The organism is Gluconacetobacter sacchari (genome assembly GCF_014174255.1).
GTDB classification, from domain to species: Bacteria; Pseudomonadota; Alphaproteobacteria; order Acetobacterales; family Acetobacteraceae; genus Gluconacetobacter; species Gluconacetobacter sacchari.
Map to the genome: position 1 here is coordinate 26,252 of NZ_JABEQJ010000024.1, position 17,243 is coordinate 43,494.

Annotated in this window: 18 protein-coding genes; 9 read left to right on the forward strand and 9 right to left on the reverse strand. The window is 64.4% G+C overall.

Going from position 1 to position 17,243, the window contains the following annotated elements; translation table 11 throughout:
- Positions 1-21: 21 nt before the first annotated feature.
- Positions 22-1,245 (reverse strand): polysaccharide biosynthesis/export family protein, encoded by a 1,224-nt coding sequence (locus tag HLH48_RS16315; protein ID WP_343065434.1) that lies wholly within the window; start codon positions 1,243-1,245, stop codon positions 22-24.
- A gap of 232 nt (positions 1,246-1,477) precedes the next feature.
- The gene (locus tag HLH48_RS16320; protein ID WP_182998541.1) at positions 1,478-2,272 is read right to left on the reverse strand and encodes an exodeoxyribonuclease III; all 795 of its coding nucleotides are present in this window, start codon (positions 2,270-2,272) and stop codon (positions 1,478-1,480) included.
- Between the two features lie 332 nt (positions 2,273-2,604).
- Between HLH48_RS16320 and uvrC the strand changes: the two genes are divergently transcribed.
- The 7 genes from uvrC (at position 2,605) to HLH48_RS16355 (ending at position 9,866) form a co-directional block, all read left to right on the forward strand.
- The gene (uvrC, locus tag HLH48_RS16325) at positions 2,605-4,491 is read left to right on the forward strand and encodes an excinuclease ABC subunit UvrC (RefSeq protein WP_182998542.1); all 1,887 of its coding nucleotides are present in this window, start codon (positions 2,605-2,607) and stop codon (positions 4,489-4,491) included.
- Positions 4,492-4,590: 99 nt separating this feature from the next.
- Entirely contained in the window at positions 4,591-5,187 is a 597-nt protein-coding gene (gene pgsA / locus HLH48_RS16330; RefSeq protein WP_182998543.1) for a CDP-diacylglycerol--glycerol-3-phosphate 3-phosphatidyltransferase, read from the forward strand.
- Positions 5,188-5,276: 89 nt separating this feature from the next.
- Positions 5,277-5,825 (forward strand): hypothetical protein, encoded by a 549-nt coding sequence (locus tag HLH48_RS16335; RefSeq protein WP_246387411.1) that lies wholly within the window; start codon positions 5,277-5,279, stop codon positions 5,823-5,825.
- Between the two features lie 53 nt (positions 5,826-5,878).
- Positions 5,879-6,142 (forward strand): MoaD/ThiS family protein, encoded by a 264-nt coding sequence (locus HLH48_RS16340; RefSeq protein WP_182998544.1) that lies wholly within the window; start codon positions 5,879-5,881, stop codon positions 6,140-6,142.
- 4 nt (positions 6,143-6,146) lie between these two features.
- On the forward strand, positions 6,147-6,617 hold the full coding sequence (locus HLH48_RS16345) for a molybdenum cofactor biosynthesis protein MoaE (protein ID WP_182998545.1): 471 nt from the start codon (positions 6,147-6,149) through the stop codon (positions 6,615-6,617).
- A gap of 207 nt (positions 6,618-6,824) precedes the next feature.
- The gene (locus HLH48_RS16350) at positions 6,825-8,765 is read left to right on the forward strand and encodes a ribonucleoside-diphosphate reductase subunit alpha (RefSeq protein WP_182998546.1); all 1,941 of its coding nucleotides are present in this window, start codon (positions 6,825-6,827) and stop codon (positions 8,763-8,765) included.
- A 72-nt stretch (positions 8,766-8,837) separates the two neighbouring features.
- A complete protein-coding gene (locus HLH48_RS16355; protein WP_182998547.1) occupies positions 8,838-9,866 on the forward strand; it encodes a ribonucleotide-diphosphate reductase subunit beta in 1,029 nt (342 codons plus the stop codon).
- A 35-nt stretch (positions 9,867-9,901) separates the two neighbouring features.
- Here the strand turns inward: HLH48_RS16355 and HLH48_RS16360 are convergent, their stop codons facing one another.
- On the reverse strand, positions 9,902-10,726 hold the full coding sequence (locus HLH48_RS16360; protein WP_246387412.1) for a tRNA1(Val) (adenine(37)-N6)-methyltransferase: 825 nt from the start codon (positions 10,724-10,726) through the stop codon (positions 9,902-9,904).
- Between the two features lie 57 nt (positions 10,727-10,783).
- Between HLH48_RS16360 and HLH48_RS16365 the strand changes: the two genes are divergently transcribed.
- Entirely contained in the window at positions 10,784-11,860 is a 1,077-nt protein-coding gene (locus tag HLH48_RS16365) for a polyprenyl synthetase family protein (RefSeq protein WP_246387413.1), read from the forward strand.
- A gap of 68 nt (positions 11,861-11,928) precedes the next feature.
- Here the strand turns inward: HLH48_RS16365 and HLH48_RS16370 are convergent, their stop codons facing one another.
- Complete coding sequence (locus tag HLH48_RS16370) at positions 11,929-12,726, reverse strand: glutamate racemase (RefSeq protein WP_182998549.1); 798 nt, start codon at positions 12,724-12,726, stop codon at positions 11,929-11,931.
- A gap of 10 nt (positions 12,727-12,736) precedes the next feature.
- The gene (locus tag HLH48_RS16375; protein WP_182998550.1) at positions 12,737-13,495 is read right to left on the reverse strand and encodes an orotate phosphoribosyltransferase; all 759 of its coding nucleotides are present in this window, start codon (positions 13,493-13,495) and stop codon (positions 12,737-12,739) included.
- 230 nt (positions 13,496-13,725) lie between these two features.
- On the opposite strand from HLH48_RS16375, the gene HLH48_RS16380 reads away from it, so the two are divergent.
- Entirely contained in the window at positions 13,726-13,965 is a 240-nt protein-coding gene (locus HLH48_RS16380) for a hypothetical protein (protein WP_182998551.1), read from the forward strand.
- Positions 13,966-14,096: 131 nt separating this feature from the next.
- On the opposite strand, the gene gltA is transcribed toward HLH48_RS16380, so the two are convergent.
- The 4 genes from gltA to HLH48_RS16400 form a co-directional block, all read right to left on the reverse strand.
- Positions 14,097-15,395, reverse strand: coding sequence for a citrate synthase (gene gltA, locus HLH48_RS16385; RefSeq protein ID WP_182998552.1), 1,299 nt, complete (start codon positions 15,393-15,395; stop codon positions 14,097-14,099).
- A gap of 188 nt (positions 15,396-15,583) precedes the next feature.
- Positions 15,584-16,129 (reverse strand): SixA phosphatase family protein, encoded by a 546-nt coding sequence (locus HLH48_RS16390; protein ID WP_182998553.1) that lies wholly within the window; start codon positions 16,127-16,129, stop codon positions 15,584-15,586.
- On the reverse strand, positions 16,129-16,464 hold the full coding sequence (locus HLH48_RS16395; RefSeq protein ID WP_264813124.1) for a chorismate mutase: 336 nt from the start codon (positions 16,462-16,464) through the stop codon (positions 16,129-16,131). Before HLH48_RS16395 ends, HLH48_RS16390 begins: the two co-directional genes overlap by 1 nt.
- A 52-nt stretch (positions 16,465-16,516) precedes the next feature.
- On the reverse strand, positions 16,517-17,230 hold the full coding sequence (locus tag HLH48_RS16400; RefSeq protein ID WP_246387418.1) for a metallophosphoesterase: 714 nt from the start codon (positions 17,228-17,230) through the stop codon (positions 16,517-16,519).
- Between the last annotated feature and the right edge of the window lie 13 nt (positions 17,231-17,243).

Here is a 17,243-nt window from a genome sequence, read left to right on the forward strand (position 1 = left end):
GCGGGAATGGCGGCTCACGCGTTAGCGCGCCATGTAGCCTGCCGTAATGCCCGGTTGGACGATCGTGCTGATAAGGGCGAACAGTTTGTAGAAATTATTAGCCTTGGCGTTGGAGTAGTACAGCATGTCCTTGTCTCTCATGACAAAATGCTGCCCCAGAAAATAGTTGCCGGGATTCATCATGTCGATTTGGTACACGATCGGCGTGACCGGCTTGCCCTCGGCCACAGGCAGGCCCAGCCGCCGAACGACGTCGTTATCCTCATAGCGCAGAAGGAAAATGCCGTTGGGATCGGATTGCTGGTCCAGTGGCCCTCCCGTCCTGGCGATCGCTTCAGACAGCGAGAGTTCGGGTACCGTAAACGGTACTTCCGACACCTTGCCGGTGGCACCGAAGACGGTAAAGGTTCTGGGTTTGTAGATGACTTCGATCCGGTCGCCGGGATGAATGGCAATGTTCTGCGACGGGTCGTTTTCCGGAACGCTCATGGCCACGCGTGCCACGTGGTTGCCGCGCGTCAGTTGGATGACGGAATCTTCCGGGGGGTGGGAGCTGCCCTGCGCCAAGGCGATGACATCCATGAGGCGTTCGCGCGTGGGGGTGAGGAGCACGCGTCCAGGACGCGTGACGTTGCCATAGACGATCGCGGAGTTGGTAACGCTCTGGACGACACGTACGACGACCTGTGGCGCCTGCGATTTCTTTGCGAGGGCCTGGCGTACCATTGCCGCTGTCTGATCCACGGTTCGTCCGGCCACGTGAAGCGTGCCTGCATAGGGGACGGTGACTGTTCCGTCGGCACTGACGTTCAGTGGCGGCAGATTACTGAGTATGGCCTTGACGCTGGCCTGCTGGTCCTGCGCGGCGCCTCCGGATGACAGAATGCTGCCGGTGCTTTGGGGGGTTGCGGAACCGCTCGCCATGGTGGCGGCGATCGATGTGCCGCTGGCATTGCTGCCTCCACCGCCGAACAAGCCATTACCGATTTCATAGATCGAAATCTGGATAATATCGCCGGGACCAATCATGTCGTTGCTCGTAGGTCGATCGGTCACTTTGTCGAGTGTAGAGAGCGGTGTTGGGGAATCGCTGGCAAGAATTGTCAGGAGGTCGGAACTGATTTGTACAATGCCAAACCCCAACTTGTTCTTCTTGGGATCTTTTTGTGCGTTGATGAACTGTGATTCCGTGGGGCCGCTACTTGGCAGGGAACTACAGCCTGACAGGAAGAGGAGGCCGCTCACCAATACGCCGCACGCCCGCGCCGCCATACGACATGTGGTGGTGCATAAGCGAGAGTGTTGAGGAATCATATGAGCCACGCGACATACCACCAAGAAAAATTCGTCTCTGGTCAGACTGCCAAAGCTCTATGTCAAAGGTTGGACAGATTGACAAGAAAACGGCCCGGCAATCATCGCCGAGGCTGCCAATGACCGATCGGGAAAGAACAGGTCGCCTCGTCGGGCCCCGGCCTCAATCCTGGAAATCCACCGCGACCGGAACGTGGTCCGACGTCGTGGGCCAGTCGCGTGCATCCTGTAGCACCGTCATGCCCGCCAACTGTTCCGTCAGGTCTGGCGTGATCCAGATATGGTCCAGGCGGCGGCCACGGTTGGAGGCTTTCCAATCGCGGTTGCGGTAGGACCACCATGTGTACAGCTTTTCGTCGGCCGGTACGAAATGCCGCATGGCGTCGACGAAGCCGTTCTCCTGCCAGGCCAGCAGCCGCGTGGTCTCGGGGGGCGTGTGGCTGACGACGGTCAGCAGTTGCTTGTGGCTCCAGACATCCTGTTCCAGCGGCGCGATGTTCAGGTCGCCGACCAGGATGGTCCGGCGGTTGGTGCGGCCGGCGAACCAGGCGGCGGCTTCGTCCACGAAGGCCAGCTTGTGCGCGAATTTGGGGTTGGCCTCGGGGTCGGGAATGTCGCCGCCGGCAGGGATGTAGAAATTATGCAGATCGACCGTCTCGCCGCCGAGTGAGAACGACGCCGCGATGTGACGGCAGTCACCGCGCATGCACCAGTCGGGTGTATCGTCCATAGGTGTCAACGGCACACGCGACAGGATCGCGACGCCGTTATAGGCTTTCATGCCACGATAGAGCGTATGGATGTATCCGAGATCGCGGATCGCCTCGGTGGGAAACAACGCATCCGGGACCTTGGTTTCCTGTAGGCAGATGATGTCCGGGCCGAGGTCGCGGCCCAGGCGGGCGAGCAGGGGAAGCCGAAGGCGAAGCGAATTGATATTCCAAGTGACGATGCGCATATCGTTGACATCGCCCATCGTGCAGGGACTGGCAAGAGCGATTCCCTGCACGATGAACAAAACGGGATCGAATGGTGGCTGGGCGAGCAAAGGCGGGAGCGTCTGGGCCGGTGAAAAGCGATCCGTCCTCGCTTTTTTGGCGGATTACGCGGCGTTCATCGAGCATTAAGGTTGCGTTGGAATAAATTTATAATAATCAGTGGGTTATTTTTCTGTGCTGCTTTTTTATGCAATCCAAGTCGGGGGCAGGAAAACCGCCCGCCTCACGATTCTGCCCGTGCCTGCTCCACAGACTTATCCACATGATCGGTGGATGAACGCGGGGCGGCCTGATGGACGGTGATGTGGCCGCAGCCTCGGCCCCGGGCGTTCGTGGGGTCGAGGCAATCCTGCATGCCTTGCAGACCATGCCGCTTTCGCCCGGCGTCTATCGCATGATCGGCGAGAAGGGGGAGGTGCTGTACGTCGGCAAGGCGCGGCTGCTGAAGCGGCGGGTGACGTCCTATACCCAACTGGGCAAGCTGCCCGAACGGCTGCGGCGGATGGTGTCGGAGACGGTGACGATGGAGATCGTCACCACCCATACCGAGGCCGAGGCGTTGCTGCTGGAAGCCAACTACATCAAGCGGATGAAGCCGCGCTTCAATATCCTGCTGCGCGACGACAAGAGCTATCCGTGGATCGTGATGAGCGATGGCGATGCGTTTCCGCAGATTGCGAAACATCGGGGCAAGCTGGTCAAGGGGGCGTCCTACTGGGGGCCATTCGCCTCGGCCTGGGCGGTCAACCAGACGCTGAACCTGCTTCAGCGGGTGTTCCTGCTGCGGTCCTGTTCGGACGCGGTGTTCAATGCGCGCACGCGGCCGTGCCTGCTGTTTCAGATCAAGCGCTGCTCGGCGCCCTGCGTCGGGCGCATCGCGCCGGCGGAGTATGCCCATCTGGTCGAACAGGCGCGGGCGTTCCTGTCCGGCCAGCGCAATGGCCTGCGCGACGAGCTGGTGCGGGAGATGGAGGCGGCGGCGGCCAGCCTGGCGTTCGAGCGCGCGGCGACCATCCGCGATCGTATCCGGGGTTTCGCGGCGATGCAGGATTCGTCGGTGATCAATCCCGCGTCGCTGGAGGATGCCGATATCGTGGCGATCGCCCAGGTGGCGGGGCAGTCCTGCATCCAGGTCTTCTTCATCCGTGGTGGCCGCAATAACGGCAATCGTGCCTTCTTCCCCGTCCATGCGCGCGACGAGGCACCGGGCGAGGTGCTGGAGGCGTTCCTGGCGCAATTCTATGACGACAAGCCGCCGCCGGCGCAGATCCTGCTGAACTGCGCGATCGCGGAACATGAGCTGATGGCCGACGCGCTGGGCATCAAGCGCGGGCGGAAGGTGGAGATCCTGGTGCCGCAGCGGGGGGAGAAGCGCGCGGTCGTCGAGCATGCCGAGACGAACGCCCGCGAGGCGATGGAACGCAAGATGGCCGAAAGCACGGCCCAGGCGAAGCTGCTGGACGGGGTGGCCGCCTTGTTCGGGCTGGACGCCGCGCCACGGCGGATCGAGATCTACGACAACAGCCATATCATGGGCGCCAACGCCTATGGCGTGATGGTGGTGGCGGGGCCGGAGGGGTTCGAGCGGCGCAGCTATCGCAAATTCGGGATTCGCGGGCCGATAACGCCCGGTGACGATTTCGCGATGATGCGCGAGGTCCTGGAGCGGCGCTTCAGCCGTGCCCTGCGCGAGCGCGAGGCGGACGAGAACGGGGCCGACTGGCCGGATATCGTCCTGATCGACGGCGGGGCGGGCCAGTATTCGGCGGTACGGGCGATCCTGGACGAACTGGGCGTGTCGGACGTGACGCTGGTGGCGATCGCCAAGGGGCCGGATCGCGATGCCGGGCGGGAGTGGTTCCATGTGGCCGACCGGCCGGCCTTCCAACTGCCGCCGCGCGATCCGGTGCTGTACTATCTGCAACGGCTGCGCGACGAATCCCATCGCTTCGCCATTTCCACCCATCGTGCCGGACGGTCCAAGACGCTGGTGAAATCGGAGCTGGACGAGATCCCCGGTGTCGGGGCGGCGCGCAAGCGCGCGCTGCTCAACCAGTTCGGCTCGGCCCGGGGGGTGCGGCAGGCGGGCCTGGCCGAACTGGAGGCGACGCCGGGGATCAACCGGGAGACCGCGCGCGTGGTCTACGGCCACTTTCATCCGGGCTGGAGCGGGGGATAGAAGCGGGAATGAACGGGCGGCAGATGTGAGCGATTTCTTCGTCAGACCGGCGTGAAGTACCGTTCCTGTTCGTTCTGTCTTGCTGTACGGTATGTCCCGATGCTGACCGACCTGCCCAATGTCCTGACCCTGTCGCGGATTGGGGCGATTCCCGTCCTGGTCGCCCTTGTGGCGATGGGCACCGCCATGACGGATTGCCTGGCCTGCCTGCTGTTCATCGCGGCCGCGATCACCGACTATCTGGACGGGCGGCTGGCGCGCGCCCGGCATCAATATTCGGAACTCGGGCGGATGCTCGACCCGATCGCCGACAAGCTGCTGGTCGGCGCGTCGCTGATGATGCTGGCCGGCACCGGCCACCTGCCGTTCGGCGCGCTGTATCCCGCCATCATCATCCTGGCGCGGGAAATCCTGATCAGCGGTATGCGCGAATTCCTGGCCACGACCCGCATCAGCCTGCCGGTGACGCGGCTGGCGAAATGGAAGACCGGGATCCAGATGACGGCGATCGGCTTCCTGCTGGCCGGGGACGGGACGGGACGGCTGCTGCACATGGCCTGGCTGCCGGTCGGCCTGATCGGCTCCATCCTGCTGTGGATCGCAGCGGTGCTGACGGTCGTGACGGGCTGGGATTACCTGCTGACCGCCCTGCGGCATATCGGCCGCCATGATGGTGCCTCAAAAATCGCCCCTTGATTGTATCGTGGTGCCTTGTGCCACTTGTGGTTGTAATGGCGAATGGGCAGACTGAAAGCCGTCGGCGCACTGGCGCGTGGGCGGAGAGGATGATGATGCGCAGGGCGGCGGTGCTTTCACTCCTGTTATTGCAGGCGGGCTGTGCCGGTTTCGGCAAGCTGATGGCCGATGACGCGACGTTTCCTGGGGCCAATCCGAACCTGCCGGCGGGGGATGCGGAAAATCTGCGCCGCGCGCGGGGGGAGCGGGTGTCCGAACGGCCGATTCTGCCGCAGGGCGGCGATATGTGGCCCGGGCCGCCCGCGCCGCTGCCGACCCTGGGCGATGCGGCGCGGGAGCGCCATGGGACCAATGACGGGTTGCCCGGCGACGCCGCCTCGGGCCCCGAACTGCCCGAAGGCGGGAGCTTGAGCGCGGGCGAGCAGGCCGAGATCCGTGGCGGCGTGCAGGATTTCGCGGGCCAGGGTCAGAATCTCCAGGGGCCGGCTTCATCGGGCGGGCAGGGGGCGAGCCCGGTCGCCCGGTCCGGGCAGACGGCCTCGACCATCGTGATTCCGAATGGCGATGGTACCAACACCGTCATCACGCCGGACGGGGCCGTGAAGACGGTGCGGGACACGCCGGGCGTTTCCAGATAGGAACACGCGCAGGGGCCGGGGCTGGGCCGGCGAGGACGGAAGGGACGGCGCGGATGGTGGAAATCCTGTATTTCGCCTGGCTTCGGGATCGGCTCGGCCGGTCGCGGGAGACGGTCGCGCTGCCTGGTGACGGCGGATCGTCCTCGGTCCGTGCGATCATGGACGGCCTGCGTCGGCGCGGCGCGGCCTATGAGGCGGTGTTCGGCGAGGAAGCCGGTCCGATCCGGTGCGCCGTGAACCAGGAATTCGCCGCCCTCGATTCCCCGGTGCGCGCGGGGGACGAACTGGCCTTCTTCCCGCCGGTGACGGGGGGCTAGGACCGTGCGGGTCGATATCCGGGTGCAGGAGGAGACGTTCTCGCTGGACGCCGAACTCGCGCGCCTGGCCGACGCGGGACTCGAAATGGGGGGAATCGGCGCCTTCGTCGGCGTGGTGCGGGGCGACGCGGGGCTGGCGGCGCTGGTCCTGGAACATTATCCCGGTATGACCGAATCCATGATCGCGCGAATCGTCGACCAGGCCGGTAGCCGATTCGGCCTGCTGGCCTGCACCGTCGTCCACCGCGTGGGGCGACTGCCGGTCGGGGCGCCGATCGTGCTGGTGCTGTGTGCCGCGGCGCATCGTGGCGCCGCGCTGGATGCGACCGGATTCGTGATCGACTGGCTGAAAACGCAGGCACCATTCTGGAAACGCGAGGAATACCCCGACGGCCAGGCGAGGTGGGTCGCGGCGCGACCCAGCGACGAGGAGGCGGCCGCGCGATGGGGGACCGCCGGCCCCGCAGAATCGTGACGGTCGCGGCTGGCTGGGCGTAAAGAAAAAAAACTTTTCGCTTGACGCGGAAAGTCCTGCCTTGCGGAAAATCGTGCCCTTGCCGTCGCGGCATCTTCATATATCTAGTGCGTTATTGGTTGCCCTGACGCGATATGTAGCGTCATAATGCTGCCTCGGACACAAGGCGTAGAAACCGTGTCCCGGCGATTTTCACGGAGATAATGGATGAGCCTGGACGACATATCCGGAACCGTGTCTGATCGTCCGGCCGAGGAGCATGGCCTGTTCCAGGACCATGAGTCCGGACAGACGACCCCCGACATGTTCGATGATGTCGTCCAATTGCCCGGCCATCATCCGGTACGCGTCAACCGCTCGCGCGATGCGTTGCTGACGCCGTTCGGCAAGGCGACGCTGGATAACCGCTATCTGCTGGACGGCGAGAGCTATCAGGACCTGTTCGCGCGCGTGGCATCCTATTATGGCGCCGATCCGGGACATGCGCAGCGGCTGTACGACTATATCTCGCGCCACTGGTTCATGCCGGCGACGCCCGTGCTGTCCAATGGCGGCACGACGCGCGGCCTGCCGATTTCCTGCTTCCTGAACGAGGCGAACGACAGCCTGCGCGGCATCGTCGATCTGTGGAACGAGAATGTCTGGCTGGCCAGCAAGGGCGGCGGAATCGGGTCCTACTGGGGCAACCTGCGGTCGATCGGCGAGAATGTCGGCCGCAACGGCAAGACGTCGGGGGTGATCCCCTTCATTCGCGTGATGGACAGCCTGACGCTGGCGATCAGCCAGGGGTCGCTGCGCCGCGGCTCGGCCGCCGTCTATCTGCCGGTCTGGCATCCCGAGATCGAGGAATTCATCGAGATCCGCCGGCCGACCGGCGGCGACCCGAACCGCAAGGCGCTGAACCTGCATCACGGCGTGCTGGTTTCGGACGCCTTCATGCGCGCCGTGGCGGACGATGCCGAATGGGCGCTGCTGTCGCCCAAGGATGGCGCGCATATTCGCCATGTCTCCGCGCGGTCGCTGTGGATTCGGATCCTGACGGCGCGGATGGAACAGGGCGAGCCCTACATCATCTATTCCGACCACGTGAACAATGCGCGGCCGGAGCATCACAAGCTGGCGGGGCTGGAGGTCAAGACCTCGAACCTGTGCGCCGAGATCACCCTGCCGACCGGCATCGACCATCACGGCCAGGAACGGACGGCCGTCTGCTGCCTGTCGTCCCTGAACCTGGAAACCTGGGAAGAGTGGAAGGACAATCCGCAATTCATCGAGGACGTGATGCTGTTCCTCGACAATGTGTTGCAGGATTTCATCGACCGGGCGCCCGACGACATGGCGCGGGCGAAATACGCGGCCTCGCGCGAGCGGTCGGTCGGGTTGGGGGTGATGGGCTTCCATTCCTTCCTGCAAGCGAACAACGTGCCGTTCGAAAGCGTGATCGCGAAGGTCTGGAACAAGCGGATTTTCAAGCATATTCGCGAGAAGGCGGACGAGGCGTCGCGCAAGCTGGCGGAACTGCGCGGCGCGTGCCCGGACGCGGCTGAATATGGCGTGATGGAGCGCTTTTCGAACAAGCTGGCGATCGCGCCGACGGCGTCGATTTCCATCATCGCCGGCAATTCCAGCCCCGGGATCGAGCCGATCGCGGCCAATGTCTTTCTCCAGAAGACGCTGTCCGGCTCGTTTACCGTGCGCAACCGGCACCTGACCAAGTTGCTGATCGACAAGGGGCAGAACAATGACGAGGTCTGGTCGTCGATCACGCTGACCCAGGGCAGCGTCCAGCATCTGGATTTCCTGACCCAGCAGGAAAAGGACGTCTTCAAGACCGCTTTCGAACTGGATCAGCGCTGGGTGGTCGAGCATGCCGCCGATCGCGCGGGCTATATCTGCCAGGCGCAATCCATCAATCTGTTCCTGCCGGCCAACGTGCATAAGCGCGACCTGCACCAGATCCATTACCTGGCGTGGAAGCGGGGCGTGAAATCGCTGTACTATTGCCGTTCGCTGTCGATCCAGCGGGCGGACACGGTCAGCAACATCCTGGACAAGAGTGACGTTCTGGCGCCCGAGCCGACGGCGGCCGCACCGGCGGCCCCGCCCACGTCATCCACCAATTACGACGAGTGCCTGGCCTGCCAGTAACGCGGCAAGGCGGCCCTGCCGCCCTGTCCCCACGGCTGTTTGCCACAGCATTGCCGTCGCGGAGAAGACGACATGACCGACCCTCTCAATGTGCCCCAGCCCGAGGGCGAAACCCATTTCGACCTGCTGACGGCGAATCCGGTCTACAAGCCGTTCCGCTACCCGTGGGCGTATGATGCGTGGCTGACCCAGCAGCGCGTGCATTGGCTGCCGGAAGAAGTGCCGCTGGCCGATGACGTGAAGGACTGGCACCGCACCCTGACCGAGAGCGAGCGGCATCTGGTCACCCAGATCTTCCGCTTCTTCACGCAGTCGGACGTGGAGGTGAACAATTGCTACATGAAGCATTACAGCCGGGTGTTCAAACCGACTGAAGTGCTGATGATGCTGTCGGCCTTCTCGAATATCGAGACGATTCATATCGCTGCGTACAGTCATCTGCTCGATACGATCGGCATGCCCGAGTCGGAGTATTCCGCTTTCCTTAAGTATAAGGAAATGAAGGATAAATACGACTATATGCAGGGCTTTTCGGTCGACAGCAAATACGACATCGCCCGTACGCTCGCAGCCTTCGGCGCCTTTACCGAAGGGCTCCAGCTTTTCGCGTCTTTTGCCATCCTGTTGAATTTCCCGCGTTTCAACAAGCTGAAGGGCATGGGGCAGATCGTGTCCTGGTCGGTGCGGGACGAGACGCTGCATTGTCTGTCCATGGCCCGGCTGTTCCGCACCTTCATTCATGAAAATCCGGAAATCTGGACCGAGAAGCTGCGCGAGGACATCCGCCAGGTCTGCCGCGACATCGTCGAGCATGAGGATGCGTTCATCGATCTGTGCTTCGAGATGGGGCCGGTCGAGGGGTTGGATGCCGATCTGGTCAAGACCTATATCCGCTTCGTTGCCGATCGCCGGCTGAGCCTGCTGGGGCTGGACGGGATGTACCATGTCCCGGCGAACCCGCTGCCGTGGCTGGACGACATGCTGAATGCCGTCGAGCATACAAATTTCTTCGAAAATCGCGCGACGGAATATAGTCGGGCCTCGACCTCCGGTACCTGGGAAGAGGCATTCGAGGAGAGTATCTTCCAATCCGACGGCTAATCAGGGCGCTTCTTTTTTCTTCAGAAAAAGGAGCGCTACAGCCCCTCCAACGGCGCTCCCTCGCGCAGGACGGCATCCGCTTCCGGCGTGAAATGTCCGTCTGCCCGGTGCAGCGTCATGCCGGGCAGCAGGGCCGCGTCGCCCCGGCCGCCGACGCGGCCCTGGACCAGCACGATTCTGGCGGGTCGTCCGGCCTTGGGCCAGAACGGAATCAGCCGGATCGACCCGATGCCGTGCGCGCGCATCGCCGCGATCGCCGCGTCGATGGACGCGGCGGGCAGGGCGAGGGTCAGGGTACCGTGATGACGCACCTGACGCCCCAGGCCGCGGACCCAGACAGACAGCATGTCGTTTGCCCCGGCGCGCCGCGCGAGGTCGCGGCGCGCGTCGGGCGATGCGCTGGCATCGGCGCGATGCCAGGGGGGGTTGGCGAAGGCATGGTCGAAGCCGCCGCCCTGCGCCGGATAGTCGGGTATGGCGGGCAGGTCGGGCAGGGCCGCGCACAGGGCGCGCAGCCGGCCGAAGCTGTTTTCGTCGAAATTGGCCTGGGCCAGCGCGGCGGTGCGGGCATCGCGCTCCACGCCCACGCCGGCGATGCCGGCGACGCGCCAGGACAGGCACATCAGCCCCGCGCCCGCGCCGCATCCGCCCTCCAGGATGCGCTGGCCGGGACGGGCCGGGATGGCGGCCGCCATCAGGACGGGTTCAAGGCCGGTGCGGTAGCCGTGGCGAAACTGCCGGTAGCGGACGCGGCCGCCCAGCAGCGTGCCTTGGCTCAGCGGGTCGATGGATGAGTCGCCGGCAGGACATGCCGGATCCCGCGTCGGCTCATGTATCGTCTCCTTCGGCTTGACCGTCATTCGCACGCCGCTCATATGTTCTACAGACCAATCCAACGGAGCCGGGAGTTTAACCTTTTGGGTGTTGCAGTCACTCTGCCGGAATCCGAGCAAACGGCAAACGCGAAGCATTCCGCCTCCGGCGCCTCGGCGCAGGAGGGGGCGGAGGCCGCTCTGCATGAGTTGTCGACCTACCTGGCCGAGGACATGGCCGCGTGCAACCGCGCCATCGTCGCGCGGATGGACAGCCCGGTCGCCCTGATTCCCCAACTGGCGGCGCATCTGGTGGCGGCCGGCGGCAAGCGGCTGCGGCCCTTGCTGACGCTCGCATCGGCGCGGCTGTGCGGCTACCCGGCCGGCCCCGACCATCAGCGCCATGTCGCGCTGGCCGCGTGTGTCGAATTCATCCACACCGCGACGCTGCTGCATGACGACGTGGTGGACGAGAGCCAGTTGCGGCGCGGGCTGGCCAGCGCCAATGCCGTGTTCGGCAACAAGGCGTCGGTGCTGGTGGGTGATTTCCTGTTCGCCCGGTCGTTCCAGTTGATGACGGATGACGGTTCGCTGAAGGTGATGGCGATCCTGTCCTCGGCCTCGGCCACGATCGCCGAGGGCGAGGTCTTGCAGATGTCGACGCAGAACGACCTGTCGACGTCGGTCGACCAGTATCTGACGGTCATTCACGGCAAGACGGCCGCGCTGTTCGCCGCGGCCTGTCGCGTGGGGGCGGTGGTCGCGAAACGGCCGGAAGTCGAGGAAGTGGCGCTGGAGGCCTTCGGCACCAATCTGGGCATGGCGTTTCAACTGGTCGACGACGCACTGGATTATGCCGCCGACCAGGCCGTGCTGGGCAAGACCGTGGGCGACGATTTCCGAGAAGGGAAGATCACGCTTCCGGTCCTGGCGGCCTATGCCGCCGGGAGCGAGGAGGACCGCCGGTTCTGGCGGCGGGTCATCGAGGATAGCGAGCAGCAGCCCGAGGATCTCGACCACGCACTGGTTCTGATCGCCCGGACCGACGCCATCGGTGCGACCCTGGACCGTGCCGCGATCTATGCCCGCGCGGCATGCGAGGCGCTGGATATTTTCCCCGACACGCGGCTGCGGCGCCTGTTGCAGGATACGGCATCCTATACGGTCAGCCGCGCTCGTTAGAAGAATCGTTTAAAAATAGTATTTTATGGCAGAATGCTTGCGCGGTTTCGCAAGTGCTCTACGTCCGGTCAGAACAGTATCGGCGGACCGTAGCCCAGTGGCGACATGGCGGTTGCCATGCGCGCGGGTTCCGTCGGCATGGCGGTGAAAAGTGCCCGGTCGGGACGAGAGGCGGTTTCGGTCCCAGGCGGGAGCGCCGCCAGCACCGCCGCGGCCTGACGGGCGACGGCGTCGGCCGGGTCCAGCCAGATCATTCCCGGTGGCGAGGCCGCGCGAAATGCATCCATCAGGAACGTGTAATGGGTGCAACCGATGCCGACCACGTCGATCCGCTCGCCACCGGGCTGGTCGAACAGGGTCGCCAGTTCCTGCCTGACGAGGTCGGTCGAGACCGCGTGGCCGCGAAAGGCGTGTTCGGCCAGGTCGGCAAGTCCCCGCGCGCCGTGCGCCAGCAGGGTGCAATCGGGGGCGTAGCGCTGTTGCAGATCGCGCAGATAGGGGCGCCTGACGGTTGCGCGTGTCGCGAGCAGCCCGATGGTACGGCTCCGGCTGAGATCCGCCGCCCATTTGATCGGCGGGACGCAGCCGACGAAGGGCGTGGCATAGCATTCCCGCAACGCGTGCAGCGCCAGCGTGCTGGCGGTATTGCAAGCGATGACGACCAGGTCGGGGGCGAGCCTGGCGATGGCCGCGCCCAGCAGCGAGACCACGCGATCGACCAGCGCCGCATCGGCCTGCTCGCCATAGGGGTAGATTGCCGTATCGGCCAGATAATCGACGGAAAGCGCGGGGAGGCGAGCGCGAAGCGCCCGGACCACGCCGAAGCCGCCGATTCCGGAATCGAAGGCGAGAATCCGCCGTGTCATGGCGGCGGGGTCAGCCCTCGGCCTGCGTGCCCTTGAATGCCAAGGCTTCCTCCAGGTTGGAGACGCCGCCATGCCGGCCCGACCAGCCGCACGGGTCTTCGAGGAAGCGCCGGACCTCGGAGGCGTCCTTTTCCGAGAAATAGGGCTTTCCGGCGCAGGCTTCCAGCACATCCCACCAGGTACACAGCGCATGCAGCGAGATGTTCATATCCGCCAGCGTCCGCAGCGATCCGGGGAAGACGCCGTAGAAGAAAACGACGAAGGTATGGTCGACGATCGCCCCGGCGTCGCGCAGGGCGCGGGCGAAACGGATCTTGGACGAGCCGTCGGTCGTCAGGTCCTCGACCAGCAGGGTCCGCATATGCTCGGGGACGTCGCCTTCGATCTGCGCGTTGCGGCCGAAGCCCTTGGGCTTCTTGCGGACATAGGCCATCGGGGCCATCAGCCGGTCGGCGATCCAGGCGGCGAAGGGAATGCCCGCGGTCTCGCCGCCCACCACGGCGTCGATGCTTTCATAGCCGATATGCCGGCCGATCTTCTCGACACCCAGTTCGACGATCTTGGCCCGGGCGCGCGGGAAGAAGATGATGCGCCGGCAGTCGATATAGACCGGCGACTTCCAGCCCGATGTCAGCGTATAGGGTTCCTCGGGACGGAAATTGACCGCCTTGATTTCCAGCAGCAGCTTGGCGGTGGTCAGCGCGGCGTCACGGTCCCAGGCGGAGGAGCCCGCCGAAGCGCCCGTGCCGTACCCAGTCGTATCGTTCATCTGTCGTGTCTTTCCGGTCCGGTATCGTGGAAACGAGGTGAAAGAGCCTTAGCGGGATCGACCGGGAAAATCCATCGTGCGGGAGGCGTCATTCCGCCCCGGTCCCGCTTGCGCCGTGGTCTGCGAGGGGCTGCATCGCGCTCGACGGGGGCGGGTTTCTCTTGCCGGAGGGGACTATACTCGCTAAAATAATTGTAATTGCAAATCGTTCGCAATAAGGATAGAAAACTGTGGCGCCAGAAAACGGCCGGATCACACGAAACTGCGAGCGGGCGGTGGTTACCGCCTACCGTGAATTGCGGGAGATCGGGACGGGCGATATTTCGGCGTTTCATGCCTGCACCACCCTGTATCGAATCCACCATCCCGAGGCGTCGCTGAACGAGGCCCGGCGTCTGGTTTCCGAATGGATCGACCATCATGTGGTGCGCGAGGACAAGGGGCCGACGCCGGGCTGCGACTGTACCTGACAGGCGTGGCGCCGACATATGGCGCGCGAAAAAGCCCGGCGGCCGATTGGCCGCCGGGCTTTTTCATGGCCTCGGACGCGGATCGTTCAGTCCGTTCGGTTGAATGACCTGAACGGACCGCCCGGCGTATGTCAGCCGCGTTGGGACAGCGGCACGAAGTCGCGCTGCGGCGCGCCGGTATAGAGCTGGCGCGGCCGGCTGATGCGCTGGCCGGGTTCCTCGATCATTTCCTTCCACTGGCTGATCCAGCCGGTGGTGCGGGCGAGGGCGAACAGCACGGTGAACATGCTGGTGGGGATGCCCATCGCCTTGAGGATGATGCCAGAATAGAAATCGACGTTCGGGTAGAGGCTGCGCTTGACGAAATATTCGTCGTTGATCGCGATCTTTTCCAGCTCCACCGCCAGGTCCAGCAGCGGATCGTCCTTGATCCCCAGTTCGCTCAGAACCTCGTGGCAGGTTGCCTGCATGATCTTCGCCCGCGGGTCGAAATTCTTGTAGACGCGATGGCCGAAGCCCATCAGCCGCACGCCGCTGTTCTTGTCTTTCACCTTGGCGATGAAGTCGGGGATGTTGTCCTTGTTGCCGATCTTGGCCAGCATCTTCAGGACGGCTTCGTTCGCGCCGCCATGGGCGGGCCCCCACAGCGCGGCGATCCCGGCGGCAACGCAGGCGAACGGATTGGCGCCCGTCGAGCCCGCCATGCGGACCGTCGAGGTCGAGGCATTCTGCTCGTGGTCCGCGTGCAGGATCAGGATGCGATCCATCGCCCGCGCGAGGATCGGGTTGATCTTGTACGGCTCCGAGGGGCGCGCGAACATCATCGACAGGAAGTTTTCCGCGTAGGTCAGCTCGTTGCGCGGATAAATGAAGGCCTCGCCCTGGGTGTATTTATATGCCCACGCGGCGATCGTCGGCAGCTTGGCGATCAGGCGCACAGCCGACAGGTGGCGGCTGGCCGCGTTCGAAATGTCGGTGGCGTCGTCATAGAAGGCCGACAGCGCGCCGACCGTGCCGCACAGAATCGCCATCGGATGCGCGTTGCGACGGAAGCCGTTGAAGAAATTACGGATCTGCTCGTGCAGCAGCGTGTGCGACTTCAAGGTCCCGACGAAAGATTCATGCTCGGTGCTGTTCGGCAGCTCGCCATTCAGCAGCAGATACGCGACCTCGGTGAACGTGGCCTGCTCGGCCAGTTGTGCGATCGGATAGCCGCGATGCAGCAGGATGCCCTTGTCGCCATCGATGAAGGTGATCTTGCTGGTGCAAGACGCCGTTTCGCCATAGCCTGGGTCGAAGGTGAAGACACCCATGTCGGCGGTGATCTTGCGGATGTCCAGTACATCGGGGCCCAGCGTTCCGGAATGGACCGGCAGACTGGCTGTTTTGCCATCCAGCGAGACGGTGGCCACTTTTCCTGACTCGGTCATCAAACTCTCCTCTTGGTCGTTCGCCGCCGTGCGAGCGGCCATTCTCATCCCCAACCTGCGGACACCTGTCCTCTGCGTGACAGTTTGCGATGGAGTGGTCCGGCGCCGTGTCCCGATGCAGGCATGCGCCGAGATAAGGACGAAACGGCTACGGTGGCAACTCTGCGTGCCGGGGGGCGCTTACCGCTTCAATTGCATAGCGCACGGGTCAGGGAGACCTGTTTGCGGGCCAGTGCGTGCCAGGGTCCATGCACCGTGAAGCAGGCCAGCGAGGCGACCGGAAAGCCCCGGATCAGGATGATCTTGTCCGGGTCGTCGATGGCATGTCCCGCCAGGTCCATGACCAGATGATACAGGTCGGGATTGTGTCCTATGACAATGATATTGTTTATTTTTTCCGGTACCTCGCGCAGAACGTCGAGTATGCTCGCGCTGCCGCATTCATACAGTCGCCCGTCCTGGCGCACCTGCGGCGCGGCGGTGGTGGAAAACGGCCCGAACGCGGCATAGGTCTCGCCCGAACGCATGGCCGGACTGATCAGGACCAGCTCCGGAACGAAGCCGATCTCGCGCAGTTGTGTTCCACGCTCATGGGCCTGACGGCGTCCGCCGGGGGTCAGGGGGCGTCCGAGGTCGCTGTGCGGGCTGGGGTCGCCATAGGGGCCGGGAAAGGCCTCGGCGTGGCGCATCAGCACCAGTGTCCGCGTGGCGGCGGCATCCGGCGCGGCGGCCATCAGACGGGTCCGGAGGCGCCGGATTTGCGCGCGATGGCCTCGTGATGGCGGATGACCTCCTTGATGATGAAAGCCAGGAACTTCTCGGCGAAGTCGGGGTCCAGCCGCGCCGTCACCGCCAGTTCGCGCAGCCGCGCGACCTGCTGCGCCTCGCGGGCCGGGTCGGCGGGTGGCATGTCGTGGCGCGCCTTCAACTCACCCACCGCCTGGGTGTGGCGAAAACGCTCGGCCAGCATGTAGATCAGCGCGGCATCGATATTGTCGATGCTCCGGCGGAGCCCGAGAAGCGTCTCCTGGGCGTCCTGCGCCTGAATCGTCTGGTCGATGGCCACGATATCCCTCACGTCAACATGCTCCTGTCTGTCGATCGCGACGTTATACCGTGTTTCAGTCCTCGGCGGGCAGATCGATCCATGCAAGATGGCCGCCTTTTCCGGCGCCGGTGTCGGTAAAGACCGATCGGCCGCCGGCGCGGCCGGCGCGGACCCACGGGCGGCCGTCGGTCGATCGGCGGTCATGCCCGCAATAGACGGTATAGCCGGGCGGAACGTGGTCGACCCAGTTCAGTCGCCGTTCCGGATAGCCATCCTTGCGCGTGCGGCCCGTGGTCTCGCCGAACAGCGCACGCGACAGCAGGGGGGTGACGACCCCCAGGCCCGGGGGCGGGGGCTCGTCGAGCATGCGCGAATGGAAGCCGCCATGCACGAAGATCCGTCGTCCCAGCACGATCCAGGGCGGAGCGCCGGCGATGTCCTGCACCGCCCGGTGATGGACGTCGTCATTCTCCGGCGCCCGGAACTGGCGGATCGTCTCGTTCAGCGCGGCATCGAAACGTAATTTGTGGCCCGCCAGCGCGCGCGCCAGTTTGCGGTCGTGATTACCCAGAATGAACAGCCCGCGCCCGTCGTCCAGCAGGCGCTGCATCAGCCGGAAAGTGCCGACGCTGTCGGGTCCATGATCGACCAGATCGCCAAGCTGGATGACGAATCGCTCCGTCGCCACCGCGTGTTCGAAGGCCCGCAGATCGCCATGCACGTCGCCGACCACCCGAATCGGGCGCCCGGCGATCAGGGCTTCCAGCGCGGCCAGGTCGCGCCACATCTCCGTGCCGTCG

Excerpts from the sequence above, each read along its gene's own strand:
- HLH48_RS16350 (WP_182998546.1), top strand. The coding sequence starts at position 6,825 with ATGAGCCTGGACGACATATCCGGAACCGTGTCTGATCGTCCGGCCGAG.
- HLH48_RS16370 (WP_182998549.1), bottom strand. The coding sequence starts at position 12,726 with ATGACACGGCGGATTCTCGCCTTCGATTCCGGAATCGGCGGCTTCGGC.
- HLH48_RS16320 (WP_182998541.1), bottom strand. The coding sequence starts at position 2,272 with ATGCGCATCGTCACTTGGAATATCAATTCGCTTCGCCTTCGGCTTCCC.
- HLH48_RS16400 (WP_246387418.1), bottom strand. The coding sequence starts at position 17,230 with ATGTGGCGCGACCTGGCCGCGCTGGAAGCCCTGATCGCCGGGCGCCCG.
- HLH48_RS16360 (WP_246387412.1), bottom strand. The coding sequence starts at position 10,726 with ATGACGGTCAAGCCGAAGGAGACGATACATGAGCCGACGCGGGATCCG.
- HLH48_RS16375 (WP_182998550.1), bottom strand. The coding sequence starts at position 13,495 with ATGAACGATACGACTGGGTACGGCACGGGCGCTTCGGCGGGCTCCTCC.
- pgsA (WP_182998543.1), top strand. The coding sequence starts at position 4,591 with ATGCTGACCGACCTGCCCAATGTCCTGACCCTGTCGCGGATTGGGGCG.
- HLH48_RS16355 (WP_182998547.1), top strand. The coding sequence starts at position 8,838 with ATGACCGACCCTCTCAATGTGCCCCAGCCCGAGGGCGAAACCCATTTC.
- HLH48_RS16340 (WP_182998544.1), top strand. The coding sequence starts at position 5,879 with ATGGTGGAAATCCTGTATTTCGCCTGGCTTCGGGATCGGCTCGGCCGG.
- HLH48_RS16390 (WP_182998553.1), bottom strand. The coding sequence starts at position 16,129 with ATGGCCGCCGCGCCGGATGCCGCCGCCACGCGGACACTGGTGCTGATG.
- gltA (WP_182998552.1), bottom strand. The coding sequence starts at position 15,395 with ATGACCGAGTCAGGAAAAGTGGCCACCGTCTCGCTGGATGGCAAAACA.
- uvrC (WP_182998542.1), top strand. The coding sequence starts at position 2,605 with ATGGACGGTGATGTGGCCGCAGCCTCGGCCCCGGGCGTTCGTGGGGTC.
- HLH48_RS16335 (WP_246387411.1), top strand. The coding sequence starts at position 5,277 with ATGATGATGCGCAGGGCGGCGGTGCTTTCACTCCTGTTATTGCAGGCG.